Genomic DNA, 19,384 nt, shown 5'->3' with positions numbered 1-19,384 from the left:
TATTAAAGACCAGCCTGAAATACAAATGTTTAAGCACTACCGCTATTGTAAATAAACAACCTATTGTAAATGACAGAACAACATCCGCCCTTATCCAAGCCGGGTGAGCCAATTACGGGCCATTCGCTCCAGTCCTTTTTCCCGGGATATTTTGCTTTGGTGATGGCAACCGGCATCATTTCCATTGGTGCTTTTTTATATAATATGCCTGCCATTGCCAACGCCCTGTTTGCAGCCAACATTGGTTTTTATATAGTGCTATGGGGAATTTTCTTTTTGCGGGTAATCAAATATCCTATGGCTGTTTGGAAAGATATCAGCAGTTCATCGCGCGGAGTAACTTTCTTAACCATGGTTGCCGCCAATAATGTTTTGGGCAATCAGTTTGCTTTAATGACAAAACAACAAGATATCGCTGTATTTTTATGGTGGCTGGGCATCATATTATGGGTGCTCATCACCTACACCTTTTTTATTGTCATCACCGCAAAAGAACCCAAGCAAGGGGTAGAGGCCAGCCTAAGCGGGGCCTGGCTGCTTATCGTAGTAGCTGCCGAATCAGTTGCTGTACTGGGTGCTTTAATTGCCGACTACACACCCCATCAGGATATTGTGATCTTTATTTCATTTTGTGCTTTCCTGATCGGGGGCATGCATTACATGGTATTTATTTCACTTATTATATACCGCTGGCTTTTTATGAGTATGAAGGCCGAATTACTTACGCCGCCCTATTGGATAAATATGGGGGCAGTTGCCATAACCACCCTGGCCGGATCGCGGTTACTGCTTTATGCGCATACCCATGAATGGATTGCCGGGGTCCAATACTTTTTGCCGGGCTTTACTGTTTTGTTTTGGGCATTTGCCACCTGGTGGATCCCCATATTGTTTCTGCTCCCTATATGGCGGCACGTTTTACAGCGGGTGCCCCTTAAATATGATCCGCAGTATTGGTCGCTGGTATTCCCGGCCAGCATGTACACAGTGGCTACGTTTAACTTTTCAAAAGTGCTCCACCTGCCATTTGTTATGCCCATCTCAAACGTTTTTATTTATTTATCGATGGCGGCATGGGTAATCGTTTTTATCGGGATGGTACGAAGCTTTATCCGGTTTGTTTTACCACCTAAATAATCTAAGCCAACACAAAAAACCCTATCACAAGTATAAACTATCGGCCTTTTCAAACAACTTTTTATTGCACTCTGTTGCCCCTAATGAGTAGTTAAACCTTGATAATGCATACAACAATGGCAATTTGGCCGGCGCTATTTCCTTTTGCTGTAAATCGGTAAACCAGTCGGCATTATCAAATTCGGTGCGGTATTTTTTTTCAAGGCGCTCATAAATACGCAATGCATCATCATGATCAAGCCATTCGGGTTTGATATAAAGGCCCGTCAGATCGCCCATTTTTTTCCGTTCCTCTGCTTCGGCTGTATCAGCACTGCCAAATACAAAATAAAAATACAGCCATACCAATAAGCCTGCCCCTCCAATAACAGAGGCGGTTGAGTCGCGCTCAATAAAAAAGAATATAAAAGCTATAAACGCAGTGATAAGCGAAAACATACGTGCGTACCCCGCAATAATACTTTGGCTGTTTAGCGGAATATTAAATCCGTTACGGCTTCGCCAGGCCGCGCGGGTTACCAACATAGAACTGGTGGGAAACAGCGGAATGCCAATAACCACAAATTTGGTCTCTATCCACTGCCCGTTTACTTCATGCACTTTGCCCAAAAACAATGATCCTATTAACATATCGGGTATAATTTAGTCGCGTTATTATAAACCACAACTTATAAAAGTGCTTTTAAACAAATGTTAAATATTCATTAAAATGCAAATAAGAGCGTTGAAGCCGCCTCTAATACAGTTATTAAATTTTACAATTAAGAAAATGAAACTTAATTAACTATAAAATGTTATAACTGAAAAATAAACATATAAAACACCTACTATGAAAAAGTTAAGTTTAATAGCGATGATGGCACTTGCAGCCCTATCGTTCCAGGCGTGTAATGGCGGCGCTAAAAATGGCGCTACCGATAGCTCGGCAGCTGTAAAAGATACTGCCGACAGCGCCAACAAAGTTAAAGACACCACAACTACAGGCGCAACAGGCATTGCTGTTACTGCCGATGATGCCAAATTTGCCACTGGCGCAGCTAATGCAGGCCTGGCCGAGGTTGCCATAGGGCAATTGGCCAGCGAAAAAGCAACCAATGCCAAAGTAAAAGAATTTGCCAAAATGATGGTTACCGACCACACCAAAGCAAATGATGAACTGATGGCACTTGCCAAAACAAAAAACATCAGCTTACCATCTGAGCCAGATGCTGATCATCAGAAAAAGAAAACAGAGCTTGCCGCAAAATCGGGTGCCGCCTTTGACAAGGCTTATGTTGATGCCATGGTTGATGGTCATAAAAAAGTAGCTTCCATGTTTGAAGATGCTTCAAAAAATTGCAAGGATGCCGATCTTAAAGCATGGGCAGCCAAAACATTACCTACCATTCAGCACCACCTGGCCGAAATTGAGGCCATACAAAAAGGCATGAAATAATCAGCTATTGATTACTTCGGTAAGAAAAAGGGAGATGTAACAATCTCCCTTTTTCTTTTTAATTGCTTGTACAGATGTGGCTAAAACGATACTTTTAACACAGCAAAATCTACTTTTAATATGTCGAAACCAATAGTAACCGGCCTCATGGCCTACGGAATGTCGGGCAGGATTTTTCACGCCCCGTTTTTAACCACCAACCCCGGCTTTACTTTCAAGGCTGTGGTTGAACGTCATGAAAAAAAGGCCGGAAAAAAATATCCGGATGTGATCAGCTATGATACCATCGATGAGCTGCTTAATGACGATGAGATAGAACTCATTATAGTTAACACACCCAACAATACCCATTTTGACTATGCCGTACAGGCACTTAACGCCGGCAAGCATGTGTTGATCGAAAAGCCGGCTGCGGTAACTTCTCATGAGGTAAAAGCGCTGTATGACCTGGGTAAAAAGCTTGATCTGAAAGTGATGACCTACCAAAACCGCCGTTACGATAGCGGTTTTCTTTCGGTAAAAGAAGTGATTGAAAGCGGCAGGTTAGGGGAGCTGATCGAAGTGCATTTCAGGCTGGACAGGTACCGCATGGCCATCGGCGTTAAAAAATTCAAGGAAACAGCCGGCGTTCCGGGAGGCGGCCTCACTTATGACCTTGGCGCACACCTGGTTGATAATGCCATCAGTATTTTTGGCCGCCCGTTGAGTTACGCAAAAACCACTGCCGCACACCGGCCCGACTCGCAGGTTGACGATTACTTTAACATCCACCTAAAATACCCTAACCAGCTTAATGTTTACCTTACTTCGGGACTACTGATTGCCGAGCATACCTATGGCTTTGTTGTACATGGCACATTAGGCAGCTTTGTTAAAATGCGTACCGACGTGCAGGAAGCCCAGCTTGATGCTGATATGATGCCAACCGACGAAGGCTTTGGCATTGAACCCGAAGGCAGCGACGGCAAACTGGTACTCATGGGGGCCGACGGACAAAAAACCATAGAGTGGCTAAAGTCACCAAAAGGTAATTATAACGGGATATTTGATGCGGTGTATCATACCATACGCGAAAATGCGTTATTCCCCGTAACCGAAGAGCATGTTGCCTGGCAAATTGAATTGCTTGAAAGCTAAAAATGTTGTAACTATGCTTATTAAACGCTAATTAAAATAATGAAGAAACTGTATTTACTGCTTTGTCTGATCATTGCCACCGGGTGCAGCCAGGCACAAACGCCGCCTGCAAACTCGGGCTTACCGCCATATCACATCCTCACTACAGACAGTGTTTACGTTACTCCTGCCAACCTTAAAAAAAACAAACCGGTAATGGTGATCTATTTTTCGCCTGATTGCAGCCATTGCCAACACCTGATGTATGATCTGAAACCCGAGCTGCCTAAGTTAAAAGATGTGCAGATAGTAATGATCACTTTTATGCCAATGCTTAAAGGGATCCAAACTTTTCAGCGCGACTTTGACCTGGCCAAATACCATAACATCACTATTGGTACCGAGGGTTATACTTATTTGGTGCAACGGTTTTATAACGTACAAACTACTCCTTACATAGCCGTATATGATAAGTATGGCAAATTATTTCAGTCGTACCCCAAAGTGCCCAAAATTCCGGTGCTGATGGAAGCGCTTAAAAAAGTGTAAAGTATTTTACTTTAATATAAAGCCGGTTAAACTCAACTAAGTTTTAGCCGGCTTTTTTATTTAACGTTCCATCAGGGAACCTCTCGCAGATCTAAGTTAACCCGCCAAATTGTTTTGCCGTTTAATCAGCAAGGCGTTTTGTTTTGCCCCTCTGAGCAATGTCATTAGGTTAAGGGGAAATTCCCCACAGGGGGAACAGGTTTGTAGTAATATCATATACCGAAAATAACCGTGTTAGAGGAGCGGAACACTCAGAGTTGTGTACCTCTGGCACACCAAGACAAACGAATCTTTAATTGCTACAAACCTTTTGCACCTCTGGTGCAACCTGTCAAGCCCTTAACTTAATGACATTGCCCACCGGGGCAATGGGTATTTCTATCCTTTTTATGCTGCAAACCTTTTGCACCTCTGGTGCATTTGTCCTTAAGCATCTCAATTATTATCAGATTATGTTGTAAAACCTTGCCGGCCCCAGCGGGGCCACGTGTTTATAGCTTTAAAAAAGCACATTTTTTGGCTCCGTAGGTGCCTCCTATTGAAATTTTAGGTTGGTGAATTTCGTTGGTTAACTTAAACTCCCAGAGGGTCCCGAGGGAATACATCAGGCTTTTTTGCTTTCAATACAATTTAAAACAATCAGCAAAATCAACGGCATCAAAACCGATCAGCGGTACTGATTACGGTTCAGAATAGTTACCTTTGCGGCCATTATTAAAGTTGACGATGAAGAATACCGCATTAACCGATATCCACGTAAAAACCGGTGCCAAAATGGTTCCATTTGCCGGTTACAATATGCCAGTTCAATACGCCGGAATTAACGCAGAGCACGAAACAGTGCGTAAGGCTGTTGGTGTTTTTGACGTGAGCCACATGGGCGAATTCATTTTAAAAGGCGAGAACGCGCTTGACCTCATTCAGCGTGTTACCAGCAACGATGCCTCAAAATTATATGATGGCAAAGTGCAGTACTCATGCCTGCCCAATGAAGATGGTGGTATTGTTGATGACCTGTTAGTTTATCGTATCGACGAGAAAACCTACATGCTGGTTGTCAACGCCTCAAACATTGAAAAAGACTGGGACTGGATCTCCAAATACAATACCAACGGTGTAGATATGAAAAACATATCCGACCGTACATCACTGCTGGCTATCCAGGGCCCCAAAGCTGCCGAAGCTTTACAAAGCCTTACCGATACCGACCTGGTATCGATGGAATACTACACCTTTACCAAAGGAACATTTGCCGGCGTTGATAACGTAGTGATATCTGCTACCGGTTATACCGGTGCTGGCGGTTTCGAGATCTATTTTGAAAATCAATATGCTGAACAGATCTGGGAGGCTATTTTCAAAGCAGGCGAACCATTCGGCATTAAGCCAATTGGATTGGGCGCGCGCGATACCCTGCGTTTGGAAATGGGCTTTTGCCTCTATGGTAATGACATAGATGATACTACCTCTCCGCTCGAAGCCGGTTTAGGCTGGGTAACCAAATTCAATAAAGAATTTACCAATGCTGAAGCACTCCAAGCACAAAAACAAGCTGGTGTAAGTCGTAAACTGGTAGGTTTTGAAATGATTGACCGCGGCATTCCACGTCACGATTATGTGATAGTTGATGCCGATGGCAATACCATTGGTAAAGTAACTTCTGGCACTCAATCGCCATCGTTACAAAAAGCCATTGGTATGGGCTATGTAGACACCGCTTTCGCCAAAGAAGGCACCGAGATCTACATCAGCATCAGGGATAATAAAATCAAGGCTAAAATTGTAAAACCACCGTTTTATAAATAGGTCATTTCTTTCAGGTCATTGGGTCATTAAGTCATTTTTTTGACTCAACCAATGACCTGATGACTCAATGACATAATGACCAATCACAAATGAAAAAGGAATTAAACGTTTGCCTGACCCCTGCACTATTGCCGCTATTTAATGTGGAAGATTATATTGTGGTGGTTATTGATATTTTCAGGGCAACATCATCTATATGTTATGGTATTGAAAACGGTGCTGAGGCTATTATACCGGTATCACAAGTTGAGGAGTGTGCCGCGTATAGAGAGAAAGGGCTGGATTACCTTCTTGCCGCCGAACGCGACGGATCGGTAGTTGAAGGTTTTGATTTTGGCAACTCGCCATTTTCATACACTAAAGAAAAAGTAGCTGGTAAAACAATAGTGCTAACTACTACCAACGGCACTCATGCACTTCATTTATCGCGCAGTGCTAAAAAAATTGTTATCGGTTCGTTTCTGAACCTTACTGCTTTAAGCAACTGGCTTAACACCCAAAACGAAAATGTATTGCTGGTTTGTGCCGGCTGGAAAAACAATTTCAACCTGGAGGATACCCTGTTTGCCGGCGCTGTAATTGAACAATTAAAAGATAAAGGATTCGTACTGGATGATGCTGCTATAGCCGCAAATGATCTTTTCCAGATCGGCAAAACGGATATCAATGCTTATCTCAAGAAAACATCGCACGGCGAACGCCTTAAAAAATTAGGCATCGAAAAAGATATTGAGTTTTGTTTACAGGTTGATCTGACTACTGCAATTCCCGTTTTGGAAGGGGAGAAGTTGGTGAAGCTTAAATAACCCTCTTAAAAACCATGTCATTGCGAGGAGCGGCCTGGGTAAAAGCATCAGGAGCGACGTGGCAATCTCGTAGCCAGGCATATTGAATATGCATAGCTACGAGATTGCCGCGCTGCGCTCGCAATGACATAGTTGTTATATTACGCTGCAGTAAACTCCACAAGCGCCTTTTCAATCCTGCTGATAGTTTCTTCTTTACCAAGCAGGGCAACGATATCAAACACATGCGGGCCAAATTTACCGCCTACCAGCATAATGCGGAATGGCAGCATCACGTCGCCAACTTTTAGGCCTTTTTGTTCGCCAAGTGCTTTGAATTTAGCTTCCAGTTCGTGCGCGTCAATCGTAGTTTCATTATTTAATAAAGCAATGAACTCCCGGTAAAATTCTGTTTTGGTATCTGTCCATTTAGGTTTTACGGCATTGAGGTCATATGCTGCAGGCTGTTCAAAAAAGAATCCAGCCTGCTGATAAAAATCTGGTAATAGCACACAACGATCTTTGATCAGGTTGATCACTTTTACAAGATATTCCCCATCCTTAACAACAATTCCTTTATCAGCCAATACATTAGAAACTCCCGGCTTCAGATTTTCGGCTTCCAACTTCTTAATCCACTCGGCGTTGAACCATTTGGCTTTTTCAAAATCAAACTTAGCACCCGATTTATTAACCCGCTCTATCGAAAATTTATCGATCAGTTCATCAAGCGTAAAAATTTCCTGTTCGGTACCATCGTTCCAGCCTAAAGTAGCCAGCAGGTTCAAGAATGCCTCCGGCAAAAAGCCAAGCTCACGGAAACCCGGAGTTAACTCGCCCGATTTTGCATCAAACCAGTTCATGGCATAAACAGGGAAACCTAATCTTGCGCCATCGCGCTTGCTAAGTTTTCCATGACCATCCGGTTTCAATATCAGCGGCAGGTGCGCCCATTGCGGCATATCGGCTTTCCAGCCCAGGTACTCCCAAAGCAGCAAATGCACTGGGGCCGAAGGCAGCCATTCCTCGCCGCGGAAAGCGTGAGTGATCTTCATCAGGAAATCATCAACCACAACAGCCAGATGGTATGTAGGCATACCATCAGCCTTTAACAATACTTTATCGTCAACCAGGCTGGTCTCAAAGCTCACATGCCCGCGGATCATATCATTGAAACTCACGGTTTCGCCTTCGGGCATTTTGATACGGATAACGTGCGGCGTTCCGGCAGCAAGCAGCTCATCAACCTCATGTTGCGGCAATGATAACGAGTTACGTAAAGTATGGCGATAAGCCAATCCATATTGAAAGTTAGGGATCTCCTTACGGTTCTTGTCCAGTTCTTCGGCAGTGTCAAAGGCGTAATATGCATGGCCTTCCATAACCAGGCGTTCGGCATATTCGCGGTAAAGCGGCTTGCGTTCACTTTGGCGATAGGGGGCATAAGGGCCTCCGGCAACCGGGCTTTCATCGGGGTGAAGGCCACACCATTTAAGGCAGTTTAAAATATATTCTTCGGCACCTTCCACATAGCGTGTCTGGTCGGTATCCTCAATTCGTAACACAAAATCACCGCCATGTTTTTTGGCGAATAAATAGTTAAACAACACTGTACGCACACCGCCAAGGTGTAAACCACCTGTAGGGCTCGGCGCAAAACGGACTCTTACTTTTTTATCGGTCATGATGGGGCAAAGATAGTTTATATTTCAGATGGTAGATGTGCGGATTGCAGATGTGCAGATATGCAGATGAAAAATGTTAATAATTGTTAATTGGGTTGTTTTTAAGATACAGCGTCAAATGGCGGCATTTTTATGACCTGGATACTACAACCTTTATACATGATAATTGAGCCTCCTCAATTTGCACATCTATCATCTGCACATTTGCAATCCGCACATCTGCACATCTGAAATAATTTTACGTTATTTGGGCTGTGCCCAGCATGAACCCATATCAACAGAAAAAACGTTGGAAATATTTGCTCCTCGCTTTCGCAGTAGTAATTGCCAGCGGTTCATTATTTTACACCAGCTACCTGGTAAAAAACATTGCCCGCTCTGAGCGTACCCGGGCCCAGGTTTGGGCCATGACCATGAGGCAATTATTAAACTCAGACGATGACGATTTTTTCAGTTATGTAATTTCTGTACGTGACAGCTTAACCGTACCCGCAATTATCACCGACGAAAAGGACGAGATTATTTTATGGCGCGGATTAGATACTACCAAAACTTACAACAAGCTGGAAGCCGAGAATAAAAAAGGGAAGAAATACGACCCTACCTATTTTGAAAACGAGCTGCAGTATATGAAAGGCCAGCACGCGCCTATAAAGTTTAAAGTTTTAGGCGACGACAACTATGTTTATTATAAGGATTCGGCATTATTAACACAACTTCGGCTATTTCCTTACGTACAGCTTACGGTAATTGCCATATTTTTATTGATGGCTTATACGGCCTTTAGTTCCTCGCGAAAATCGGAACAGGACCAGGTTTGGGTTGGCCTGGCCAAAGAAACCGCGCACCAGCTGGGCACGCCAATATCATCGCTTATGGCCTGGATAGAGCTGATGAAAGAAAAATTCAACGCCGAAGATGATGTACTGATGGCCGAAATGGAAAACGATGTAAAGCGCCTGGAGATTGTAGCCGATCGTTTTTCAAAAATAGGCTCCAAATCAGTACTGGAAGAGCATGGTGTATATGCGGTAGTGAAAGATTTTGTTGACTATTTTAAAGTCAGGGTAAGCAAAAACATCAGTTTTGAACTCACCGGTAACCCACACCTGAAAGCGGGGCTAAACGTTCCGCTGTTTGATTGGGTAGTAGAGAACCTGTTAAAAAATGCAGTTAATGCTATCGAGGGGAAGGGAAATATCAAAGTGGAAATTAGCGGAAATAAGGTAAAAAACCAGATTTTTATCGACATTACCGATACCGGCAAAGGCATTCCCCGTTCTAAATTCGATACCGTTTTTCAACCGGGTTATACCACCCGCAAGCGCGGCTGGGGGCTGGGCTTATCGCTTACCAAGCGTATAGTTGAAAATTATCACAACGGGCAGATCTTTGTAAAAGATTCGGAAGTAGGAAAGGGTACAACTTTCAGGATAGTACTAAAAAACACGCGCAATGATAACAAAACCAAAACCAGGTGATTATTCGCCATTTGCAGCGGGATATGTAGGGCTTGTTGGCGACAATGATGTAATCAATATGCTTGAACAGCAAATGGATACCAGTTACCAGCTTTTCAGCAATTTAACCAACCAACAGGGTTTATATGCATATGCACCCGGAAAATGGACGGTTAAGCAGGCGCTGGGCCATATGATTGATACCGAACGTACTTTTGCTTACCGCGCCCTGGTATTTTCACGCAACCATATCGAGCTGCCCGGTTTTGATCAGGACATATATGTGAACAATACTGATTTTAACAGTCAGGAAATAAAACACCTTGCCGATGAATTCCGGGCATTACGCCAGGCTAACCTGTATATGGTTAAGGCCTTCACCGATGATCAATTGGCCCGTACCGGGATAGCCAGCAACCATTTGTTTACTGTGGCCGCATTTGTGTTTATGCTGGCTGGGCATGAGCGCCACCATTTAAACTTATTTAAGGAGCGATACGGAATTGAATAAAAAATCCTCCCTTAAGAGCGGAGGATTAAGATAGCGGTAAAAATAAAAGACTTACGAGGTTTTTGTGAACTTCGTAAGTCTGGATAACAAGGGAACTATTATTTCTCTTTGTATATTTCTTCTTTATCCAGCACTTCTCTTTTTTCGATGCGGTAAGATAAAAACAAACCTGCTCCTCCAAAAATAGCTATCAGCGATACATATAAAAAGAAAACGTCATCATCAAAACTATTGAATACACTGCGGTTTAAAACATAGGCTAAAAACAAGCCGATGCCCGAACCGATGAGCAGTAAACCCCATTTTAAATTTTGATAAGGAGCCGATTGCGGTTTATAACTCCTTGGATCCATATTTCGTTCAATCATTGCTAATTTCTCCCGTTTATTTAAGTAAACAATGCCGAAGATCATTGCGAATAAGCTGAGGGGTATTATTATTCCGGCTAATACGCCCAATTGTCCAGGTCCCATAATATTTGTTTTTTTAATTAAGTAATATTGTTTTTTCTCTCTGCAAATACCCCGTTGTGGTGTATTTGTAAACTATGACCACATGTTTTTTAAACAGGTTACACCCTGATCAAAAAAATATTTTCCACTCCCCCTTTAGGGGCCCGGGAGGCTTTTATTACCTTTGCTTTAATGATAAGTGCGGCTACTCCTTTTAACCTGCTCGGGCAGGATCTTTTATTGCTTCCACAAAAAGCTATTTACTGGCAACAACAAAATGCCCTGATAATTGCAGATGTACATCTGGGCAAGGTTGGCCATTTTCGCAAAGCGGGCATAGCGGTACCACGTGATATGGAACAAAGCGATCTTGCTGTACTTTCAGACCTCATTTATGAACACAAGCCTCAAAAGCTAATTTTTCTGGGCGATCTGTTTCACAGCGACATGAACAATGATTGGGATTGGTTTATCCTTTGGCGAAGTCAGTTCCCGGCCTTGCAGATCATCCTCATCCGCGGCAACCATGATATCATTGCAGACAAACATTATCATGATCTCAACATCCAACTGCACGACGAGCTATTGATGGGCCCTTTTTTGATGATGCACCATCCGCTCGCCAATGATAAGCAGGCTCCGGGCTATGTTTTTTGCGGACACATCCATCCGGGCGTAAACCTGAGCGGCAAAGGAAGGCAAAGCTTAACCCTGCCTTGTTTTGCTTTTGGCAGCAAACAGGCAATACTGCCTTCTTTTGGTAAATTTACCGGGCGCGTAGCTATCAGGAGCCTTCAAAACGACAGGATCTTTGCCGTACTGAAGGATAAAGTTGTAGCTATAGCTTGATTTCCATCTTCAAAATGCCCTTTAATTCAATAATTTACCTGTCATAGCATTGTATTTACGCATTGAACACCAGCGCATTGCTTTAGATTGATTCTAAATAGCTTTTTGATCTTCAATAAGCCAAAACCTCTTCTATGTTTTGTTATTTAATAAATACTTTTGCCTAATAAATCCAATTCATAATGAGCGAATTCAAACAAACCTTAAACTCGTCGCTGGGCAAAAAGCTGATCATGGCTTTAACAGGCTTGTTTCTGTGCACGTTTTTAATTGTGCACGTAGGCGGCAACCTGCTGTTGTTTAACAACGATAACGGTTTCAGTTTTAACGTGTATGCCAACTTCCTTACGCATTTTCCGCCTATTGAGGTTATTGCATACCTGTTGTACCTTTCCATTTTAGTGCATGCACTATACGGTTTGATCCTGACTGTCAAAAACCGTAAAGCACGTCCTGTACGCTATGCAGTAGCGGCAAAATCTGATGCCTCATGGTCATCAAAAAACATGGGCCTGCTGGGTTCAATCATGTTCCTGTTCATCGTTATTCACATGGGCGATTTCTGGTTCCGTTACCATAACGACAAAACCATGGGCTTTAAAGAGTACCGTACCGACCTGGCAACCGGCGAAACAAAAGTTAGTGATTACACACCGGCTAACGCCGAATTCAGCCACTCTGTATCAACCGAAAATAATGTGGAAGTTGTTAGGGTAAAAGATTTGCACGCACGTGTTGCTTATAGCTTTAGCAACATCATTTACGTAATATTTTACGTAATAGCCATGGGTGCCGTAGCATTTCACTTGCTGCATGGTTTCCAGAGCGCGTTTCGTACGCTGGGCTGGGTACACCGTAAATATACCCCGGTAGTTTACTTTATTGGCACGTGGCTTTTTGCGGTTATTATCCCGTTAGCTTTCGCCGCCATGCCGGTTTATTATTACTATTTATCAACCCAGGGAGCTCACTAAGTTTAGCTGGCCAAAAGCCACAAACATAAATACAAAGAAGAGATGACATTAGATGCTAAAATTCCTCAAGGCCCATTAGCCGAAAAATGGAGCAAGCATAAATTTGATCTGAAGCTGGTTAACCCTGCCAACAAACGTAAATACGATATCATCATCGTAGGTACAGGTTTGGCCGGAGCTTCGGCGGCTGCAACACTGGCCGAGCTGGGTTACAATGTGAAGGCATTTTGTTTCCAGGACAGCCCCCGCCGTGCGCACTCTATTGCTGCACAGGGTGGTATCAATGCTGCTAAAAACTACCAGAACGACGGCGACAGTGTTTTCCGTTTATTTTACGATACTATTAAAGGAGGTGACTACCGCGCCCGCGAATCAAACGTTCACCGTTTGGCCGAAGTTTCGGTAAACATCATTGACCAGTGCGTTGCACAGGGAGTTCCTTTTGCCCGCGAGTACGGCGGCTTGCTGGATAACCGTTCATTCGGTGGTTCGCAGGTATCGCGTACCTTCTACGCGAGGGGCCAAACAGGACAGCAATTATTATTAGGTGCATACTCTGCGCTTAACCGCCAGATCCATGCCGGCAAAGTAAAAGTTTACACCCGTCACGAAATGCTTGACGTAGTAACTATCGATGGCCATGCCAAAGGTATTGTTACCCGCAACATGCTTACCGGCGCTATTGATACCCATGCCGGTCATGCGGTATTGTTATGTACCGGTGGCTACAGCAACGTGTTTTACCTGTCAACAAACGCCATTGGCTCAAACGTAACGGCAGCCTGGAGGGCACACAAACGTGGTGCTTTCTTTGGTAACCCTTGCTATACTCAAATTCACCCAACCTGTATCCCGGTAACCGGCGACCATCAGTCGAAACTTACGCTGATGTCTGAATCATTGCGTAACGACGGTAGGGTATGGGCACCAAAAACGGTTGAAATTGCCGAGCAATTACGCAAAGGCACATTGAAAGCCGACCAGGTTAAAGAAGACGATCGCGATTACTTCTTAGAGCGTAAATATCCGGCTTTCGGTAACCTTGTTCCGCGCGACGTGGCTTCACGTAATGCCAAGGAAATGGTTGAAGAAGGTAAAGGTGTGGGCGGCTCGGGCTTCGCGGTATTCCTTGACTTTGCCGATGCGATCAAACGTTTAGGTGAAGAAACCGTTAAAGCTAAATACGGTAACCTGTTTGATATGTATATCCAGATCACCGACGAAAACCCATATAAACAACCAATGCGTATTTACCCGGCGGTTCACTATACCATGGGTGGCCTTTGGGTTGATTATAACCTGAGCACTACCATTCCTGGTTTATATGCTTTGGGTGAGTGTAACTTCTCCGACCACGGCGCAAACCGCCTTGGTGCTTCGGCGCTGATGCAAGGTTTATCTGACGGTTACTTTGTGATCCCTTACACCCTTGGCGATTACCTGGCTAAAATTGGCCCTAAAAAGGTTGATACCAGCCATCCTGCTTTTGAAAAAACCAAACAGGATGTAATTGCACACGTAAATAAATTATTATCGCTTAAAGGCACTAAAACCACTAACGAGTACCACCGCGAACTTGGCCACATTATGTGGGAATATTGCGGTATGGCCCGTACCGAAGAAGGTCTGAAAAAAGCAAAAGGTTTGATCCAGGCATTGAAAGCCGATTTCTGGAAAAATGCTATCGTAACCGGCGAAAATGAAGAAGTAAATGCTTCGTTGGAAAGAGCTGGTCGCGTGGCCGACTTTATTGAGCTTGGCGAACTGATGGTTGACGACGCTTTAATGCGTAAAGAATCATGCGGTGGCCACTTCAGGGTTGAATCACAAACACCAGATGGCGAAGCATTGCGCGATGACGAAAACTTTGCGTTTGTAGCTGCCTGGGAGTTTAAAGGCGAAAATCAGCCTGAAGAATTGCACAAAGAGCAACTGGTATTTGAAGCAGTTCATTTATCGCAACGTAATTACGCATAGTTAGTGAATGGTTGATTAAGTGAGTAGTTGATAGGTTTTCTATCCAACAAAACCACTCTCCTAATCAACCATTCTCCCAATCAACAAAAACAACGATAACTCAAATCTAAAACAAAGATGAGTAACGGAAATATGAACCTGACGCTTAAAGTATGGCGTCAAAAAAATGCTCAAACCGCGGGTAAATTTGTAAGCTACAAAGCTGAAAATATTTCGCCCGACATGTCGTTCCTTGAAATGCTCGACGTGGTTAACGAAAGCCTGACCCACAAAGGCGATGAGCCAATTAACTTTGACCACGACTGCCGCGAAGGTATTTGCGGTATGTGTTCATTATATATCAACGGTCACCCACACGGACCGAAACGCGGTATCACTACCTGCCAGCTGCACATGCGTACTTTCCATGATGGCGAAACCATCACCATTGAACCATGGCGCGCAGAAGCATTCCCGATTGTAAAAGACTTAGCGGTTGACCGCTCTGCATTCGATAGGATCCAACAGGCAGGCGGCTATGTTTCGGTGAACACCGGTGGTGTACCTGATGGCAATGCTATCCCAATTCCGAAGGTTATTGCTGATGAGGCTTTCAACTCGGCTACTTGTATCGGTTGCGGAGCCTGCGTTGCTGCTTGTAAAAATGCTTCGGCTATGCTATTTGTATCGGCCAAGATCACTCAGTTAGGTTTATTGCCGCAAGGTCAGCCTGAGCGTTACCGTCGTGTGCAGTCAATGGTTGCCCAAATGGACGAAGAAGGATTCGGAAGCTGTACCAACACCGGTGCCTGCGAAGCGGAATGTCCTAAGGAAATTAAGCTGACCAACATCGCCCGCATGAACAATGACTTTTTCAGTGCGAAACTGTTCAGGGAAGAGGAAGTACACGAACAAAATCATTAATTGATTTTCTGTTTTGAATATAGCAAACGGCCCGGTTTCACCGGGCCGTTTTTGTTTTGGGAGTGATATAAACCATGTCATTGCGAGCGTAGCGCGGCAATCGCACGGAAGCATAGCCGCTCTGTATAGCATGCGATTGCCGCGCTACGCTCGCAATGACATAGTTTTTGACGTCACTCTTTTTTTAATTGTCCTTTGTTTATATATCTTCCCAAAAGCATAAATTTAAACCACAAAAACTACAAGCACCCTATGCAATTCGACCCGGAAAACCATGTTAACAAACTTTGTGCCCAAGGAATGTTATTGGAAGGCGAAGCCAAACGAGATGAAGCTGCCGCATTGTTTCATCAAGCCTGGAATGAAGCAACAAATGCCCTTGAGAAGCTCATTGCCGCACACTATGTAGCACGGCATCAACAGAGTGTTGCAGATAAATTAAAATGGGACGAAACCGCGTTAAAATTCGCTTTTGAAATAGAAGGGCAGGAGATAAAAGGGGTTTATCCTTCACTTTATCTTAATATTGCCAAATGCCATGAGGATTTGGAAGACTTTGATAAAGCGCGTGAAAACTATCAGTCGGCCCTTAGCTATACCAGCTTCTTACCCGACGATGGTTATGGTAATATGATCAAAGCCGGAATTAATAATGGCATAGAGCGTGTTCAATCAAATACAAGATAAGTCCCTCCTTCATTGCCATTGGTTTTAACCAACGGATAACAAACAACTAAGCAAAAGGGCTTCAGCTCAAATCCCGCATGTTTATTTTGGCTAAAGCCGCTTATCATCTTAGCTTATTCCGTTGGTTAAAACCAACAGCAATGAAATTTTACTTCAGCATATTAAAAAGCCTCAATATCCTCGCTTCGCCTCAGTCCGGCATTTTTGTATATTTTTGCGGGGCGACTAAATTTTGATGGTTTGCTCACATCCCATTATTCATTAGCTTATCTACAAGTCTTCAATAAAGGCTACTTAATACTTAACCACTCTGGATGAAATTCTCTTTACGTCTTTTCGACTTTTCGCAAAAAATCAATTATAAAAACGAGATCCTGGCTGGATTAACCGTTGCCATGACCATGATGCCCGAATCATTATCTTTCGCCATACTTGCCGGCTTTCCGCCGTTAATGGGCCTGTATGCTGCATTTATCATGGGCCTGACTACGTCTATATTCGGCGGACGGCCGGGGCTGGTATCGGGCGGGGCTGGAGCAACCGTTGTGGTGCTGATTGCGCTTATGAAATCGCACGGGTTGGAATATGTTTTTGCGGCAGTTGCTTTGGCGGGTGTGGTTCAGATATTCGTTGGTTTGTTTAAACTGGGTAAGTTTATCCGCCTGGTGCCTCAGCCTGTTATGTATGGCTTTGTTAACGGCCTGGCAGTTATTATTTTCATGGCCCAGCTGGAGCAATTTAAAACCGTGGTTAATGGCCACGAGGCATGGCTTAGCGGGCCCCCTTTAATGATCATGGCGGCTTTGGTAGCACTCACCATAGCCATTGTCATCATTTTACCCAAATTTACCAAAGCGGTGCCGCCATCGCTCGTTGCTATTATTGTGGTATTTGCGTTGGTTTTCGGCTTCGGGATACATACTAAAACAGTGCGTGATATAGCAGCAGTAAGCGGAGGCTTCCCGCCATTTCATATCCCTGCTATTACTTTCAATATGGATACCTTGCAAATCATATTCCCCTATGCGCTCATCATGGCCGGCGTTGGCCTTACCGAAGGGTTATTAACATTAAACCTGGTTGATGAAATGACCGCCACCCGCGGCAATAGCAACCGCGAGTGTATTGCACAGGGAAGTGCCAACATCCTTAATGGTTTCTTTTCGGGTATGGGCGGCTGCCCTATGATTGCTCAAACGCTGGTAAATCTATCGGCAGGGGCACGGGCAAGACTGGCTGGCATTATTGCTTCATTAACTATTCTGCTTATTATACTTTTCGGCGCACCGGTTATTGAAAAATTACCCATGGCCGCGCTTACCGGCGTAATGATCATGGTGGCAGTGAGCACTTTTGAATGGATCAGTTTCAGGATAATTAATAAAATGCCTAAACAGGATGTGTTTGTAGGGATCCTGGTAGCGCTAATCACGGTATGGCTTCACAACCTTGCGCTTGCGGTATTGATCGGTGTCATTATTTCGGCATTGGTTTTTGCCTGGGAAAGCGCCAAGCGCATCCGCGCCCGCAAATACATTAACGAAGCAGGCGTAAAGCATTATGAAATATATGGGCCGTTGTTTTTTGGTTCGGTGATGGCTTTTAATGAAAAGTTTGATATCGAGGCAGATCCTGAAGAGGTAGTGATCGATTTTAAAGATAGCCGTATTGCAGATATGTCGGGTATTGAAGCCCTAAACAAGCTTACCGAAAAATATCGTCAGGCCGGAAAAAAACTGCAGCTAAAACATGTAAGTGACGATTGTGTAACACTGCTCAAAAACGCCGAAGGGATCATCCATGTAAATATTCTGGAAGATCCCTCGTACAGGGTGGTTGAGAAATAATTTTCTGTAGAGACGCATCACATGCGTCTCTCGCTTTGCAAATCACACCGGTAAGCTCTTAATTGTCTGCCTTAAGAAAGACACATGTAATGCGTCTCTACATTGCTTTTTTACACTGTTTATTCAGCCACGTCAATCACCAGCTTACCATTCGCCTTGCCATTCTCTAATATATCATGAGCCTCATTAGCGGTGGCCAGTGTGAAAGAACGCTCGTCAACCAGCGGAACAATTTTACCAGCTTCGGCAAGTTTGGTAGCCGCCTGCATAATTTCGCCATGATGTTTGCGGCCCCTGCCGCTGATCATTGGCATCAGGGTAAACACGCCGGAATAAGTTGCACCACGGAATGATAATGGTGCCAGTTTATGTTCTCCCCAACCTAAACAACTTACTACATGGCCGGTATAATACTTCGCGGCCGCAAATGAAGCATCTAACGTAGCACCGCCCAAAGTATCGTAAACAATATCAAACCCTTCGCCGCCGGTGTATTCATTCACGTATTGTTCAACCGTTTTTTCACGGTAATCAATAAAAACAGCGCCGATACTTTCAATATATTGCTGCTGGGCCGCGCTCCCGGTAGCATAAACATCTGCCCCTAACGCTTTAGCGATCTGAACCGCTAAATGACCAACGCCACCGGCACCCCCATGTACCAGTACCTTTTGCCCTTCATGTACATTTGCGCGGTCAACCAAGCCTTCCCATGCTGTTATAAAATTAAGCGGCATTGAAGCAGATTGGCGCATACTTAGCTTAGCTGGCTTAACCGCAAGCAAATCGGCATCAAAAGCAGCATATTGCGCATAAGTGCCCTGTAAACCACCAATACCACCTGCAAGGCCATATACTTCGTCGCCTGCTTTAAAGCGGGTAACAGCCGCACCTACAGCTTCAATAACACCGGCAAAATCCATCCCTAAAATAGCAGGCAGCGGTTGCTTGGCGTGCCCCCCTTTACCGGTACGGATCTTGTTATCAAGCACACTTACGCCGCTGGCCGCAATACGCACCAGTACCTGGTTATCTGAAAGAACCGGACGTTCAACTTCTGTAAGGGTAAAAGGCGCATTTGCTTCAGTTGCTATAAGTGCCTGCATGGTGGGTTTATTTTGATTTTCCATTTTAGTAATCCTGTTGTTTAATTATAATACAAAATTATACAATAGGCCTGCCCCGTTTCTTGTACAAATCCTCGTAACATT

18 protein-coding genes are annotated in these 19,384 nt (G+C 44.1%); 14 read left to right on the top strand and 4 right to left on the bottom strand.

Annotation, left to right across the window (positions count from 1 at the left end):
- The first annotated feature begins 69 nt into the window (after window positions 1-69).
- Window positions 70-1,137 carry a tellurite resistance/C4-dicarboxylate transporter family protein gene (locus tag MTO98_RS00475; protein WP_243484537.1) on the top strand — a complete coding sequence of 356 codons (1,068 nt, stop codon included), beginning with the start codon at window positions 70-72 and terminating at the stop codon, window positions 1,135-1,137.
- A 24-nt stretch (window positions 1,138-1,161) separates the two neighbouring features.
- Here the strand turns inward: MTO98_RS00475 and MTO98_RS00470 are convergent, their stop codons facing one another.
- Entirely contained in the window at window positions 1,162-1,767 is a 606-nt protein-coding gene (locus MTO98_RS00470; RefSeq protein WP_243484535.1) for a hypothetical protein, read from the bottom strand.
- 199 nt (window positions 1,768-1,966) lie between these two features.
- Between MTO98_RS00470 and MTO98_RS00465 the strand changes: the two genes are divergently transcribed.
- The 5 genes from MTO98_RS00465 to MTO98_RS00445 all read left to right on the top strand — a co-directional run bounded on the left by MTO98_RS00465 (window position 1,967) and on the right by MTO98_RS00445 (window position 6,849).
- Window positions 1,967-2,572: a DUF4142 domain-containing protein gene (locus MTO98_RS00465; protein WP_243484533.1), complete on the top strand. Its 606-nt coding sequence runs from the start codon at window positions 1,967-1,969 to the stop codon at window positions 2,570-2,572.
- A gap of 120 nt (window positions 2,573-2,692) precedes the next feature.
- On the top strand, window positions 2,693-3,709 hold the full coding sequence (locus tag MTO98_RS00460; RefSeq protein WP_243484531.1) for a Gfo/Idh/MocA family oxidoreductase: 1,017 nt from the start codon (window positions 2,693-2,695) through the stop codon (window positions 3,707-3,709).
- A gap of 39 nt (window positions 3,710-3,748) precedes the next feature.
- Window positions 3,749-4,237 (top strand): thioredoxin family protein, encoded by a 489-nt coding sequence (locus MTO98_RS00455; protein WP_243484529.1) that lies wholly within the window; start codon window positions 3,749-3,751, stop codon window positions 4,235-4,237.
- A gap of 726 nt (window positions 4,238-4,963) precedes the next feature.
- Window positions 4,964-6,043 carry a glycine cleavage system aminomethyltransferase GcvT gene (gene gcvT / locus MTO98_RS00450; protein WP_243484527.1) on the top strand — a complete coding sequence of 360 codons (1,080 nt, stop codon included), beginning with the start codon at window positions 4,964-4,966 and terminating at the stop codon, window positions 6,041-6,043.
- 89 nt (window positions 6,044-6,132) lie between these two features.
- A complete protein-coding gene (locus MTO98_RS00445) occupies window positions 6,133-6,849 on the top strand; it encodes a 2-phosphosulfolactate phosphatase (RefSeq protein ID WP_243484526.1) in 717 nt (238 codons plus the stop codon).
- A gap of 140 nt (window positions 6,850-6,989) precedes the next feature.
- On the opposite strand, the gene gltX is transcribed toward MTO98_RS00445, so the two are convergent.
- Window positions 6,990-8,513: a glutamate--tRNA ligase gene (gene gltX / locus MTO98_RS00440; protein ID WP_243484524.1), complete on the bottom strand. Its 1,524-nt coding sequence runs from the start codon at window positions 8,511-8,513 to the stop codon at window positions 6,990-6,992.
- Window positions 8,514-8,776: 263 nt separating this feature from the next.
- Here gltX and MTO98_RS00435 point away from each other — a divergent pair, with 263 nt between their 5' ends.
- Both MTO98_RS00435 and MTO98_RS00430 read left to right on the top strand, forming a co-directional pair.
- Complete coding sequence (locus tag MTO98_RS00435; protein ID WP_243484522.1) at window positions 8,777-9,994, top strand: HAMP domain-containing sensor histidine kinase; 1,218 nt, start codon at window positions 8,777-8,779, stop codon at window positions 9,992-9,994.
- A complete protein-coding gene (locus tag MTO98_RS00430; protein WP_243484520.1) occupies window positions 9,969-10,484 on the top strand; it encodes a DinB family protein in 516 nt (171 codons plus the stop codon). Before MTO98_RS00435 ends, MTO98_RS00430 begins: the two co-directional genes overlap by 26 nt.
- 98 nt (window positions 10,485-10,582) lie before the next feature.
- On the opposite strand, the gene MTO98_RS00425 is transcribed toward MTO98_RS00430, so the two are convergent.
- Window positions 10,583-10,957, bottom strand: a complete 375-nt coding sequence (locus MTO98_RS00425; protein ID WP_243484519.1) for a DUF6249 domain-containing protein — start codon at window positions 10,955-10,957, stop codon at window positions 10,583-10,585.
- Between the two features lie 171 nt (window positions 10,958-11,128).
- Between MTO98_RS00425 and pdeM the strand changes: the two genes are divergently transcribed.
- From pdeM to MTO98_RS00395, 6 genes are all read left to right on the top strand, one after another.
- Entirely contained in the window at window positions 11,129-11,785 is a 657-nt protein-coding gene (gene pdeM / locus MTO98_RS00420) for a ligase-associated DNA damage response endonuclease PdeM (RefSeq protein ID WP_243484517.1), read from the top strand.
- 182 nt (window positions 11,786-11,967) lie between these two features.
- A complete protein-coding gene (locus tag MTO98_RS00415) occupies window positions 11,968-12,759 on the top strand; it encodes a succinate dehydrogenase cytochrome b subunit (protein WP_243484515.1) in 792 nt (263 codons plus the stop codon).
- A gap of 42 nt (window positions 12,760-12,801) precedes the next feature.
- Window positions 12,802-14,736 carry a fumarate reductase/succinate dehydrogenase flavoprotein subunit gene (locus tag MTO98_RS00410; protein WP_243484513.1) on the top strand — a complete coding sequence of 645 codons (1,935 nt, stop codon included), beginning with the start codon at window positions 12,802-12,804 and terminating at the stop codon, window positions 14,734-14,736.
- A 117-nt stretch (window positions 14,737-14,853) separates the two neighbouring features.
- Window positions 14,854-15,639: a succinate dehydrogenase/fumarate reductase iron-sulfur subunit gene (locus MTO98_RS00405; RefSeq protein WP_243484511.1), complete on the top strand. Its 786-nt coding sequence runs from the start codon at window positions 14,854-14,856 to the stop codon at window positions 15,637-15,639.
- A gap of 252 nt (window positions 15,640-15,891) precedes the next feature.
- Window positions 15,892-16,326, top strand: a complete 435-nt coding sequence (locus tag MTO98_RS00400) for a hypothetical protein (RefSeq protein WP_243484509.1) — start codon at window positions 15,892-15,894, stop codon at window positions 16,324-16,326.
- Between the two features lie 314 nt (window positions 16,327-16,640).
- Window positions 16,641-18,173: a SulP family inorganic anion transporter gene (locus MTO98_RS00395; RefSeq protein WP_243484507.1), complete on the top strand. Its 1,533-nt coding sequence runs from the start codon at window positions 16,641-16,643 to the stop codon at window positions 18,171-18,173.
- A 119-nt stretch (window positions 18,174-18,292) separates the two neighbouring features.
- Here the strand turns inward: MTO98_RS00395 and MTO98_RS00390 are convergent, their stop codons facing one another.
- Entirely contained in the window at window positions 18,293-19,303 is a 1,011-nt protein-coding gene (locus tag MTO98_RS00390; protein WP_243484506.1) for a zinc-dependent alcohol dehydrogenase family protein, read from the bottom strand.
- Window positions 19,304-19,384: the final 81 nt, after the last annotated feature.

The sequence above is a fragment of the Mucilaginibacter sp. SMC90 genome (genome assembly GCF_022811725.1).
GTDB lineage: Bacteria > Bacteroidota > Bacteroidia > Sphingobacteriales > Sphingobacteriaceae > Mucilaginibacter.
This window is presented reverse-complemented; position numbering and strand designations above follow the sequence as displayed.

What these genes read in the sequence shown, in the direction of transcription:
- MTO98_RS00390 (WP_243484506.1), bottom strand. Translation starts at nt 19,303, where the DNA reads ATGGAAAATCAAAATAAACCCACCATGCAGGCACTTATAGCAACTGAA.
- MTO98_RS00430 (WP_243484520.1), top strand. Translation starts at nt 9,969, where the DNA reads ATGATAACAAAACCAAAACCAGGTGATTATTCGCCATTTGCAGCGGGA.
- MTO98_RS00435 (WP_243484522.1), top strand. Translation starts at nt 8,777, where the DNA reads ATGAACCCATATCAACAGAAAAAACGTTGGAAATATTTGCTCCTCGCT.
- MTO98_RS00405 (WP_243484511.1), top strand. Translation starts at nt 14,854, where the DNA reads ATGAGTAACGGAAATATGAACCTGACGCTTAAAGTATGGCGTCAAAAA.
- MTO98_RS00410 (WP_243484513.1), top strand. Translation starts at nt 12,802, where the DNA reads ATGACATTAGATGCTAAAATTCCTCAAGGCCCATTAGCCGAAAAATGG.
- pdeM (WP_243484517.1), top strand. Translation starts at nt 11,129, where the DNA reads ATGATAAGTGCGGCTACTCCTTTTAACCTGCTCGGGCAGGATCTTTTA.
- MTO98_RS00445 (WP_243484526.1), top strand. Translation starts at nt 6,133, where the DNA reads ATGAAAAAGGAATTAAACGTTTGCCTGACCCCTGCACTATTGCCGCTA.
- MTO98_RS00395 (WP_243484507.1), top strand. Translation starts at nt 16,641, where the DNA reads ATGAAATTCTCTTTACGTCTTTTCGACTTTTCGCAAAAAATCAATTAT.
- MTO98_RS00415 (WP_243484515.1), top strand. Translation starts at nt 11,968, where the DNA reads ATGAGCGAATTCAAACAAACCTTAAACTCGTCGCTGGGCAAAAAGCTG.
- MTO98_RS00470 (WP_243484535.1), bottom strand. Translation starts at nt 1,767, where the DNA reads ATGTTAATAGGATCATTGTTTTTGGGCAAAGTGCATGAAGTAAACGGG.
- MTO98_RS00455 (WP_243484529.1), top strand. Translation starts at nt 3,749, where the DNA reads ATGAAGAAACTGTATTTACTGCTTTGTCTGATCATTGCCACCGGGTGC.
- MTO98_RS00460 (WP_243484531.1), top strand. Translation starts at nt 2,693, where the DNA reads ATGTCGAAACCAATAGTAACCGGCCTCATGGCCTACGGAATGTCGGGC.
- MTO98_RS00425 (WP_243484519.1), bottom strand. Translation starts at nt 10,957, where the DNA reads ATGGGACCTGGACAATTGGGCGTATTAGCCGGAATAATAATACCCCTC.
- MTO98_RS00465 (WP_243484533.1), top strand. Translation starts at nt 1,967, where the DNA reads ATGAAAAAGTTAAGTTTAATAGCGATGATGGCACTTGCAGCCCTATCG.
- gcvT (WP_243484527.1), top strand. Translation starts at nt 4,964, where the DNA reads ATGAAGAATACCGCATTAACCGATATCCACGTAAAAACCGGTGCCAAA.
- gltX (WP_243484524.1), bottom strand. Translation starts at nt 8,513, where the DNA reads ATGACCGATAAAAAAGTAAGAGTCCGTTTTGCGCCGAGCCCTACAGGT.
- MTO98_RS00400 (WP_243484509.1), top strand. Translation starts at nt 15,892, where the DNA reads ATGCAATTCGACCCGGAAAACCATGTTAACAAACTTTGTGCCCAAGGA.
- MTO98_RS00475 (WP_243484537.1), top strand. Translation starts at nt 70, where the DNA reads ATGACAGAACAACATCCGCCCTTATCCAAGCCGGGTGAGCCAATTACG.